Source organism: Lactobacillus acetotolerans DSM 20749 = JCM 3825, from assembly GCF_001436775.1.
Lineage (GTDB): Bacteria > Bacillota > Bacilli > Lactobacillales > Lactobacillaceae > Lactobacillus > Lactobacillus acetotolerans.
Window position 1 is genome coordinate 14,509 of the sequence record NZ_AYZC01000003.1, and the last position, 11,963, is coordinate 26,471.

At 38.1% G+C, this 11,963-nt stretch carries 5 protein-coding genes; 3 read left to right on the plus strand and 2 right to left on the minus strand.

Translation table 11 applies throughout. The annotated features are described in order from the left end of the window. The first annotated feature begins 150 nt into the window (after window positions 1–150). From FC77_RS01050 to FC77_RS01060, 3 genes are all read left to right on the plus strand, one after another. Window positions 151–7,362: a Rib/alpha-like domain-containing protein gene (locus tag FC77_RS01050; RefSeq protein ID WP_156641821.1), complete on the plus strand. Its 7,212-nt coding sequence runs from the start codon at window positions 151–153 to the stop codon at window positions 7,360–7,362. Next, the gene (locus tag FC77_RS01055; RefSeq protein WP_225723726.1) at window positions 7,302–7,883 is read left to right on the plus strand and encodes an SLAP domain-containing protein; all 582 of its coding nucleotides are present in this window, start codon (window positions 7,302–7,304) and stop codon (window positions 7,881–7,883) included. Before FC77_RS01050 ends, FC77_RS01055 begins: the two co-directional genes overlap by 61 nt. 515 nt (window positions 7,884–8,398) lie before the next feature. Beyond that, entirely contained in the window at window positions 8,399–9,772 is a 1,374-nt protein-coding gene (locus tag FC77_RS01060; protein WP_056969648.1) for a cation:dicarboxylate symporter family transporter, read from the plus strand. Between the two features lie 77 nt (window positions 9,773–9,849). Here the strand turns inward: FC77_RS01060 and fni are convergent, their stop codons facing one another. Both fni and FC77_RS01070 read right to left on the minus strand, forming a co-directional pair. Then, on the minus strand, window positions 9,850–10,866 hold the full coding sequence (gene fni / locus FC77_RS01065; protein WP_056969650.1) for a type 2 isopentenyl-diphosphate Delta-isomerase: 1,017 nt from the start codon (window positions 10,864–10,866) through the stop codon (window positions 9,850–9,852). Between the two features lie 14 nt (window positions 10,867–10,880). Further along, a complete protein-coding gene (locus FC77_RS01070; protein ID WP_056969652.1) occupies window positions 10,881–11,963 on the minus strand; it encodes a phosphomevalonate kinase in 1,083 nt (360 codons plus the stop codon).

Consider the following 11,963-nt stretch of genomic DNA (forward strand, 5'->3'; position numbering starts at 1 on the left):
CACTCTCCATCAACTGAGGCTGTAGGCAAAACAATTACTGCATCCTCAAATGACAAGACAGCTGATACTGCCACAAAAAAGAATAAAGAAACAAATAGCACCAGTGTAAGTAACACGGGTGCTATTTCTGGTTCCAATGAAAAGCCAAATTTGAGCACATTTCCAGGTTTGACCTTATTCTTCCAAGCTAACAAGACTGATAATAATTCAGATATTGTTGAACAAAGTAGCTCAGTAAATAATAATCAAACAGCCGCAGAACAAAATAGTACTTCACAAAGTGAGCAGAACCAAGCTAACGAGCGAAATGCTCAAAGTACGGATAACACTGTAACTAATAGTTCCACTCAAAATAATAAGGAAACTAACTCAGTTGCAAATAATAAGCAAGCAAGTTCTACTGATAAAAAGCAGCTAACTAAGCCAGATTTGAGTACATTCCCAGGCCTATCCATGTTCTTCACTGACGTTAAAAATGTAGATGTAAAGGATAACGCCGCCAAGACACCAGCTCAAGATACAAATGCCGATAAAAGTAATCAAGATCAAACAAATGCAGAAAGTAAAACGCCGTCTGCTAGTTTGGTTCCCGCAGAAAAGACGCCAACTGCACCTAAGAAAGATGCTGCATTAACTGCCGCTGCTTCAGATTTACAAAGTGCCATTGAAAAAGGTGATACTTACGTAAATTCAGATAAATTTAACCAGATGACAGCTGAAAAACAAAAGCAGTTACGGGATGCCATTCAAACTGGTAAAGAATTGATGGCTAAGTACAATACAATGCAAGCTGCCATGAATTCTGCTGCCTTGAAAGTAGACCAAAACAATAAAGCTAAAGCAAAAGCAAACGACAATACTCCAGCTTTAACTGCTTTAAGTGTTAATGACAACACACCTGTAGATACTAATGTAAGTGTGGGTAATGCAACAACTGATACAAATTCTAAATCTGATAACGAACAAATTACTGCGCCTGAATTGAGTCAAGCTGCACAAAATATTATAGTTTTGTTGCCAGCACTTAATCCAGAACCAAGTGGGGTTGCAAATATTGGGGCAAATGATTGGGATAGATTCTTATTTGTTCTTGCTGATGACAAAACAGCTACGATTAATCTCACCGATAATCTAACAGCCCCTGATAATTCAGCTGGTACAATTCCAGTTAATTCTACTTATACTGCTGGTACGGATCCTAGTGGTACTCAAATGCATTTATCATTTATTAAAACTATTAATGGTAATGGGCATAATTTAAAACTTAATAATTATACTTTTACAGATGGCCACCCATCATATATGATGGGATGGGGACCTTCTTCAATAGGTTTTAGTGATATTAATATTGATGGTAGTAATACAGTTAAACCTACTTTTGACCGCTATTTTACTAATGTTACTTTAAATAATGCTCATACTACAGGAGCAATAAATTTTAGTGGCTTAGATAGTTCAGGCGCTTGTGGTGTAAGTCTAGTTGGTAATTCATCAATTGACTTTGAAACACCACATACAACTGGTAGTAATGCACTTTTTGATTCACCAGTTAGTATAGGGAGTTATTCTGAATCTGGAATAGTGAATCCGCAAACAAACGTTAGTATTAAAGTGGGTCAGCAAATAGATCGATTATTTGCACCTGTTAAATCTACCGATTTCAACAAAGAACCACAAATAAATTTATTGGATAATGTTGGTGGTTGTGATGTCATAGATAATGCAAGTAATCGAGATCTTACTGCATTAAAAATTAGTATGAGTAGTGTTCCCTTAATATTTTCAATTATAAGTACTAATCAGACTGTAGATACAAAATGGTTCATGTGGGGTGGGAAAACGAATTTTACAAGTAAAATACCTTTCGCTATGCAATATGTGCAAGCATATCCATCGAATAAGTATTTTATGTGGTTACTTAATCCTGTTACTAATATTAATTTAGCTGATACTTCAAATACTGATCCATCAAATGTAAACAATGTAAGCTTAATATCTGGTTCTGAACAAGAGACCCCTAAAGATGAGATTTTGAGTAAAGGTTATACAAATCGTACTTTTAATATATCTGTTGATCAATTGAACGATAAATCAGCTTTAGTGAATTATGATTATTCAAATAAATTCGATTATCTAATGTTTAGAAGAGCTGAAACTGATGCTGGTGGCTATGATGTAACTGCAGCAGATCAAAAAGTTCATAAAGGTGATGTTAATCCGCCTGACCCAAATGATGCTAGTGATAAAGCAATTTTAACATTTAAAGATAACACCATTACAGATGGTGACCAGAAACAAAATATTGCTACTTTAAAAGATACTGCTGATCTTTTTCGCCCTAATAATAAGACTATTCAAACGATCGATTGGGAACCCAATGCCATCATGGATGCTGATGGAGTCGTTAAAACTGATAGTGCTCTTAGTTTTATCAATTCAGATAAGAAATTGAATACTTCAGCCGGTCCTATTGGTGACAATATGAGTAATGCTGTGATTAAAATTACTTATGGTGACGGTACTACTGATGAGGTTCCAGTTAAGTTTTCTATTCAAACTAATGCTGACTTGTATAAGAATGCCAAGCCAACAATTACTACTCACCAAGTAAAAGATGCTTTAACTAGTGATACTGAAGCGATTAATAAGAGTGACTTAACTAGTTTAATCGATACAGATGGTACCGATGTTAAAGACAAAGTAGATAGTGTTAAATGGGATACTTCCACTGGTTTACCGAATTTATCCAGTACTGCACCAACTAGTACGAAATTAATTGTGCATTTTACAGGTGATCCAGCAACTACTTTTTGTACTTATCCAGCTGACCAAGTAACGATTACGACCCAACCAGTTGTAGCGGCTCAAGATAAAATACATACCAGGGTTGGTGTGCTTCCTTCAACAGATGACGCTAAGAAAGCACTTGATAGTACTGATGTTGGTAAATTAACTAAGTGGAATCCCGCGTTCAAATGGGTTAACTACACTACTGGCAAAGATTTAACTGCAGATGATGTAAATGCTGCAACGTCAACTGCTGGTAAAGAGGTTGGCATTAGAATTGATTACTACACTGATTCTAAGCAAAGTGATGGTTACCAAATTGTTCCAGTTAATTTAGTAGTTGATAATGATGCAACTTATTATTCTGATATTGATTCAGTTGATCTTACTGTACATGAAAATGATTTGTGGCCACCAAGGGATACACCAGATACAGCTGAAGCTCTTAGTTCATTAAATGGTCAAGTGACGGCTGCACATTCAACTAGTCATGGTAAGATTGATACTTCGATTATTGGTTATCAAAATGTAAAATATCAATGGCGGGGTACTTCATGGCCTGATCTTACCGGCACTACTGCAAATGTTCCAATTGTGCTTTATTTTGCAGATGGTTCTGTATCTGCTACTATACCGGCCGATAAAGTCCACATCACTGTTAAGAGTGCTAAAGCATCAGATAAAATACAAACAATTAGAACTAATTCTTTGCCAACACTTGATCAGGCAAAAGCTGCAGTAGATTTAACTGATGTGACTGCCTTTAATCCTGAAATTACGGGCAAATTTTCTTGGTATGTCAAAGATGCGACAACTCATAAATATAACCCAATAACGAAAGCTGATACTTTATATGATAAGGCTGATGATAATGGTCAAATTACTGCCTATGTTCTGGTAAGTTATAAAGATACGGCACCTATAGAGGATCAATCTAATGATGGTATTCAATATGTAAAGGTTAAATTAAACCTAACTCCTAATAGTGCCAGTTATGAGGCTGATCCGGTTGCTACTTCGATTGTGACACATGTAAATACCAAAGCTACTAACTTCCAGGATACTTTGAATAAGCATGTGCAAGTTGAAACTAAAGCAGATAGCAAGAAGGAAACTGTCGACCAAATTTGGGATCCAACTACTGCCAAAGTAGTATTCCTTGATAATCAAGGTAAAGTTTCTGCTACTGCTGGCCCAGATTTAACTAAGACCAGTGATAAAACTACTTATCAAGCTAAAGTTGATTACGGTGATGGCTCTTACAGTAATGCCTTTGACATTGATATTACAGTTGAAGGTGCAAGTGAGAAGACGCCAATTCAAAATGTAATCGTTGGTGAGCAGCCAACAGCTACTCAAGCCACAGATGCTGTTACCGTTGATACTACGAATATGCCATATTACAAAGCTGAGTGGTACACCGGTGACAGTGCTGGTGATACCTGGGATCCAACTAATAATCCGTTTAATACGGCAGATGTTAATGCTAATTTGCCTGCTTGGGTAAAGGTTAGTTATTACACTGGTTCAGATAAAACAGCAGCTGATGCCGATGGTTCTGAATATGTTCAAGTTCACTTAAACGTGGAATCACATGCGGATGCATATAAAGATGCTAAACCAGTTATCACTACCCACAAAGTAACAGCTGATGCTGTAGCTAATACAAATGAAGCTATTAGTTTAGCTGATTTGGATAGCTTGAACTTGGGTGATGAAAAACTTAAAGATAAAGTTGATTCGATTAGTTGGGTTGATGGTTCTTTACCTAATTTGTCAACTGGCCCAGTTTCAGCCCAAGTTAAGATCCACTTTACCGGTGATCCCACTGATACTTATCGTGTTTATGACGTTAGCCAGGTTACAGTTAACTTAACAGATGTTAAAGCTAATACCACTAAAGTTCATACAGTAGTGCAAACAATGCCAAATTCTGATTCTAGTGCTGCTGCTACGGAAGCTAATGCTCCGGTTAAGGCACTTAACAGTGATGACGTAAAGAACATAGCTAAGTGGCACCCGAAGTTTAGCTGGGTTAAAGCCGATGGCACTACTTTAAGTACTGCTGACTTAAAGACACCAACTGATAAAGATGGTTTAAAGGTTGGCATTAAGATTGATTATTATACTGACGCTGCCCAACATGATGCCGATGGTTCAGAAATTGTACCAGTTTACTTAATCATTAATAGTAAAGGTACTCAATATAAGGATGCCCAAGCAACAATTACCACGCACCAAGTAACAGGAGATGTGACTAGTGCTACTGAAGCTATTAATCTTAATGATTTGAAGTTAATGAACGGCACTGGTCCAGACGCCGATATTACTGGCGATGTGGACTCGGTTAAATGGGATAGTAGTAGCTATCCAACCTTGTCCGAAACACCAGCTGGGACTAAGATAATTGTGCACTTTAAGAATGACCCTGAAGGAGTAGACCATACTTATCCGGCTAGCCAGGTAACCATTAAGACGCAAGCAGTTGAGGCTGATGACAGTAACATTCAGAAGACGGATCCAAGCACATTGCCAGATGCAACCCAAGCAAAGGCAGCTTTAAAGAGTGCTGATACAGATGCATTAGACAAATGGAATCCGGTTTATAGTTGGGCTAGTGATACTAATGGCACTGCCCTAAAGAAGACTGATATTGCTACACCAACTGGCAAAGATGGCCAGACTGAGTATGTAGTGATTAAGTACTACACTGATCCGCAACATACTGATAGTAGTTTTGACGGCCAGCAAATAGTCAAAGTAAACTTGATCGTGAATAATTTTGCGGATGCGTATAAGAATGCTACAGCTACCATTAATACGCACAAAGTGGCTGGTACAGTCAGTGCCAATGAAGCTATTAATCTTAAAGATTTGAAATTAACGAATGGAACTGGTCCAGACGCTGATATTACTAACGATGTAGATTCTGTCGAATGGGCAGATACGCCAGACTTATCCGGTGCTAATGGTTTAACAGTTCATGCCAAGATCAAAGTGCACTTTAAGAACGATCCAGACGCTGCTTACGCTACTTATGATACGGATCACGTGACAATTAACTTGGCTGATGTTAAAGCCGGAGCCAAAATTCATACTGCCCTGAAGACATTACCGAATAATGACAGTTCAGCTACTGCCACTGCTGCTACAGCTGCAGTTCAAGCCTTGAACAGTACTGATGTAGGTAACTTAAAAGATTGGCACCCGCAGTTCAGCTGGGTCAAGACTAATGGTGGTACCTTAACTTCTGATGACTTAAGTACAGTAACACCAAGTGGTAGCGATGGTACCGCAGTTGGGATTAAGATCAGCTATTATACTGATTCTGACCACACTAAACCAGATGGTTATGAGATTGTGCCAGTTAAGTTAATTGTTGATAGCGATGCGGATACTTATAAGAATGCTACAGCTGTTATTACTACCCACAAGGTAGACGGTACTTTAAATAATGCTAACCAAGCAATTAGCACTGGTGATTTGAACTTAACTGCCGCTGATGGTTCTGATATTAGTGGCGAGGTAGATTCCGTTAAATGGGCTGGCACATTACCAGACTTATCCGGTACTAATACTGCCAGTGCTGAAATTGAGGTCCATTTTAAGGATGACCCAAGTGGCACTACCCAGACTTATACTGCTGAGCATGTCACGATTAAGTTAGTAGACGTAACTGCTGATGACAATAATAAGCAGAATGTAGACGTGAAGTCCTTGCCAACTTCTGACCAAGCCCAGGCAGCCTTGTTAAAGGATGATGTGGCCAACATTTCGAAGTGGAACCCAGTCTTTAGCTGGACTAAAGATAAGCAGGGTACGGCCTTAACAGCAGATGATGTCAAGACGGCAACCGGTGCTTCTGGTCAACCAGAGTATGTCTTGATTAAGTACTACACTGATCCCAGTCATAGTGAAGCTAGTTTTGATGGTGAAGAATACGTACCGGTTATGTTACGAGTTGGTTATAAAGCACCGAAGCCTAATAATGGTAACCATATTCCAGAACCAGACCGAACACCGAAGTTACCAATCCCTGGTGAGGTCGATATTCCACAAGGCACAGACTTAAGTGGCGATACTACTTATGCTGGTGATGCGATTAAGAATAAGGACCAGCTGCCCGATGGTACCAAGTATAGTTGGCAGCCTGCACCGGATACTTCCAAAAAAGGTAAGCAAGAAGGTACAGTGGTTGTAACTTATCCGGATGGGACCAAGACTTCCATTAATGTCACGGTTAATATCGTGGACAAGAATGCCAATGGAACTAGTAATGGCAACAATGGTAATAATCACGGTGAAGCTAAGGAAGAATTGCTCAAGCACAATGCTTACCTGTATGGTCAAGATGGTAAACGTGCTAATAAAGCAGGCTTGAAGGCAGGTTCAACAGTTACTACTTATGGTATGGTTGTCATTAATGGCCGGAAGTTCTTTACTTTGGATAATGACTACTACTTAGCTGCTGGCAACGCTGTTGCTCAGACTAGAAAGCTCAAGTACATGCCTATATCTATAACAAGTATGGTCAACGTGTTGGTAAGAAGGTCGTTAAGACTGGTCAGGATGTAGCTATCTATGGGACAGTTGTTACGATTCGTGGTAAGAAGTATTACACCATTGATCACAATCACTTTATGAAGGCTAATAACTTTACCAAGGTTGCTTATCCAGACTTAGCTAATAGTGAGTTATCACCAAATGCTAAGCAAGATAGTAACAAAGCATTTACAGTTAAAGCCTTGAAGCACAATGCTTACTTGTATAACCAAGAAGGTAAACGTGCTAATAAAGTCATCTTGAACTTGAATTCTAAGGTGAAGACTTATGGCACCAAGACCATCAATGGGCGCAAGTTCTATGTAGCAGATAATAACTATTACATAGCAGCTGGTAACATTGACGCAACTAAGCGTAAGCTTACTCATAATGCCTATGTTTACAGCCAGTATGGTAACAGACTCGGCCGGAAGGTGGTGAAGCAGTACCAAGTAGTTGGAACTTATGGCGATCCCGTTGGAATTCACGGTAAGAGCTATTACATCATTGGTTCCGGTCGTTACCTCAAACGAGCAAATTTTGAAACCCGTTAAAGGTAGAACGTCCTAACATACGTACACAATTATTGGACGCAAAGAAGCGGTTGTTTGGTTGAAAAGATCAAACAATCGCTTTTGTTTATTCAAAATTTTATTTAACTAAAAAGTTAAAAATATTTGTACAAATTCTATAATCAAGGTATACTAATCATAGTTACAAAAAGTAAGGAGATTTATTAAGATGAAAATGTGTTGCTGTATTATGTCAAAATAATAAATGAGTAAATCAATTTGGATTTTCTCATTTATTAGCTAATTCGCTAAATATTTTGGGATAATTCATATTGATCATCAGCAAACATTTAAATTCTTTAATAATCAGAAAATGCTGACATCTATATGAGATAGGTAGCAGCATTTTTTTGTGTTTCTAATGAAGGTGAGAGCTATGAAGAAAAGAATTAATAAAACCTTAGTAACCCTATTCGGCAAATATAGAGGTGGGAGAGCTTGTCAATTTTCATAATTTCGATTCGAATATAAAGTTAATAGATGGGGATTTTTAAATTATGAATGATAATATTTCGACTGTTATAGTCGTCGCTTTAGCCGCAATTATTTTGATTGCCATAGCGTATTTACAGAAGAAAAAGGTTAGTTTTAATAAATTAGTTGTTATCGGACTAATTACAGGGATTGTATTTGGAATCGGCGTCCAACTTATCTTTGGTGCCAAGAGTAAGGTGGCTACAAATGCCACTGATTGGATTTCTATTGTTGGTAATGGATATATTTCCTTACTGCAAATGTTGGTAATACCACTGATTTTAATTTCATTAATTAGTGCCTTTACTAAGCTCAAGACATCAGAAAAATTTGGTAAAATTACCGGTAATATTTTGTTTTTCTTACTTTCAACTACTGCCGTAGCAGCACTAATCGGATTTATTAGTGTAGCTGTCTTTCACTTACAAGGAGCGGCTTTTGCTAGAGGTACAGCTAGCAAAGATAATTTAGCCTTCTTGCAACAACACCAGAACACTTTGAATAAATTATCGGTACCACAAAAAATTGTCAGTTTGTTACCACAAAACATCTTTGCCGATTTAGCAGGGACACGTGCAACTAGCACGATTGCCGTAGTTATCTTTTCAATGTTAGTTGGCTTTGCCTTCATGTGGTTAAAAGATAATAAGCCAGATGCTGCTAAAGTATTTGCTAGTGGCACTAACGCTTTAGACCAAATTTTAGGACGAATAGTAAAGATTATTATCAACTTAACCCCTTACGGTATCTTCTCATTAATGACCCAAACCGTAGCTGTTAACAGCATTAAAACAATCGAAGGCTTAGCAATCTTTATCGTTGCCGTTTACTTCGCTTTAATCTTAGTGTTAATTGGGCATACAATAATTTTGCTTGTTAACCGGATCAATCCGATTACATATTATAAAAAGGTTTGGCCAACATTATTATTTGCCTTCACATCAAGAAATAGTGCTGGTGCACTGCCAATGAACGTTGAAACCCAAACTAAAAAATTAGGTGTTGATCAAGCAATCGCTGACTTTTCAGCCAGTCTTGGATTAAGTATTGGTCAAAACGGTTGTGCTGGTATTTATCCAGCAATGATCGCTACAATCACAGCGCCAATTGTTGGGATTAATATCTTTTCTTTCAAATTTATTCTTACATTAATTCTCGTAGTTACCATTTCTTCCTTCGGTGTAGCTGGATCAGGTGGTGGAGCTACCTTCGCCAGTTTGATCGTATTAGGTACTCTTAATCTGCCAATCGGAGTTATGGCTATCGTATTAGCAATCGACCCAATCGTCGATATGGGTAGGACTGCAATTAACGTTAATGACAGCATTTTAGCAGGATTGATCACCTCTAAAAGAATGAATCTGCTGGATAAGAAGACTCTTGTTAAAAAGCAATAATTATAACTACAAATAAAGAGGAGCGGCAAAATTTTGCTGCTCCTCTTTTTAACTTTAAATAATATAAATTATGTAAACTAAAGCAATTGCTCAATGATACTTTTAAGTGGTAAATCATAGTACTGCTTAATAGAAGTTAAGTCCTTCAAATTATTTTTACCAAAAATTGCTATTAAATTGGCTAATTCTTTCTGCCAATTCTGAATCATATTAAGCAAGTATTCTTCATCATTTTGCATTAAAGCCTGTAAGAAGAAGTTAGAAATACCAACGTATTTACCGCCTAATACAAGGCCTTTCAATATATCTAACGGATTCCGTACGCCTCCAGAAACAATAAAGTTAACTTTTTCCTTCTTAGCCATCATCGCTGAAACCACGGTAGATAATCCAAGAGTTTCTAAGTAAGAAACGTCACTAGCATTACGCGCGTTTTCTATTTGGGCAAAGTTGGTACCGCCACTGCCGGCAACATCAAAGTAATCAAAACCTTCTTTTTTCAAAAGATGGATTGTGGCTTGATCGAGCCCAAAGCCAACTTCTTTAATAATGATTGGTATGGTTACTTTCTGCCGAATTTTTCGTAATTGGTCTAAAGAATGAAAATCTCTTTGCCCTTCAGGCATTGCTATTTCTTGCACGCTGTTCAAATGAACCTGCAGTGCATCCGCATTTAATTCATCAATGATTGCCTGGGCATCATCTGCGGAAGTTTTAGCATTAATATTGGCGATTATAATGCCATCGGGATTTTCCTCACGGGCAATAAGAAAACTGTCTAATTGGCTGTGTTCTTTGACTAAGATACTGGCTGAACCCAGGGCTAGGGCAATCTGAGTCTTATTGGCAATTTTACCTAAACTTTGGTTCACCTTAAACGATTTTTTGGAGCCGCCAGTCATTGCGTTAATAAAAAAGGGTACACTTACTTTTTTACCAAACATTTGCGTTTGAATTGACTTTAAATCTACCGTGCTTTCAGGCAGAGCAGGTCGTAATAAGTGCATCTGATCAAAACTATTTTGTTTCTGGCTATCAAAAAACATCTGAGCTAATGTCAGATGTTCCTCTTTTCTATTAGATCTTATCGACATTTGTTTGCCTCTATTTACTGTGCGAGGGTAATTTGGTGCACACGAAAGTTAAGTGGCCAAATACCATTTCTGCGCCATTCATTTTCAAGTGCTTGGGTATCCGTGTCAGCATCCGTAATAACGATGCCACAGTCACCATTACCGGCACCTGAAGTTTTAGCTGCACCACCAAAACTCTCCGCAATATTGATTAATTTGGATAAACGTGGGATCTCAATTGCAATTTGGTTGATCCGGGCAAAATGTTGTAATAACTTGCGGTTAACACGAATTTGCTTCTTAATTAAAGCAATATTATTTTCTTCAAATCCGGTTACCATCTTTAAAACACACTGCCGGGAATCAGCTAAGAATTTTTTATATTCTCCGTTTAATGCAGCTTTATTGGCATTAGTCTCATCAACTAAGCGTGAAGTGGAGGCTGGTTTTTGACTCCAGCCGATCATCAATTTCATCCCTTTAGGCGGGGTTAATAATTCAATCTTTAAACCTGGCCAAGCTTCATTAACGACTTCTGAAAGTGATTTTTTATTCAGTTCTGCCTCCAACCATTTTTTATCAAAGGTTTGGTAGGCTAACCAACCGCCGTAAACACTGGCTGCAATATCACCGGCTGACCCATTGCCCTGAACGGAGTAGTGGGAGACAGCTGATAACTTGTAGACCAATTCATTGCTGAATGGAACCCCATAAAAGCGCAAAATTGCCTTTACGGTTGCAACTGTGACAGCCGCACTGGATCCCAAACCGTACTTTTTACCGTCGGCTGAGTCTAAGTCAGAGTTGATATGTAAATCGTAAAACTTCATTTTGATATTTTGTTCGATGCAAAAACGCTCAGTAAAAGAGATTGCTGACAAAATATACTCAAATGGGTTGTCACGGTTATCAATTACCATTTTAGAACCACGACGTACCCAATGAATTGAGTCCTGTGAATATTGCTTGGAGTGAATCAAACCGGTGCTTGTTTTACTTTTAGTAATTGAAACGCGGATAAATTGGTCAACTGCCACCAAAATGGCAGGACAATCCTGTTCTAATACGGCGTATTCGCCCGCAATGTATAATTTCCCGGGTGCTTTTTCTGTTATCAA

Excerpts from the sequence above, each read along its gene's own strand:
- fni (WP_056969650.1), bottom strand. The coding sequence starts at position 10,866 with ATGTCGATAAGATCTAATAGAAAAGAGGAACATCTGACATTAGCTCAG.
- FC77_RS01060 (WP_056969648.1), top strand. The coding sequence starts at position 8,399 with ATGAATGATAATATTTCGACTGTTATAGTCGTCGCTTTAGCCGCAATT.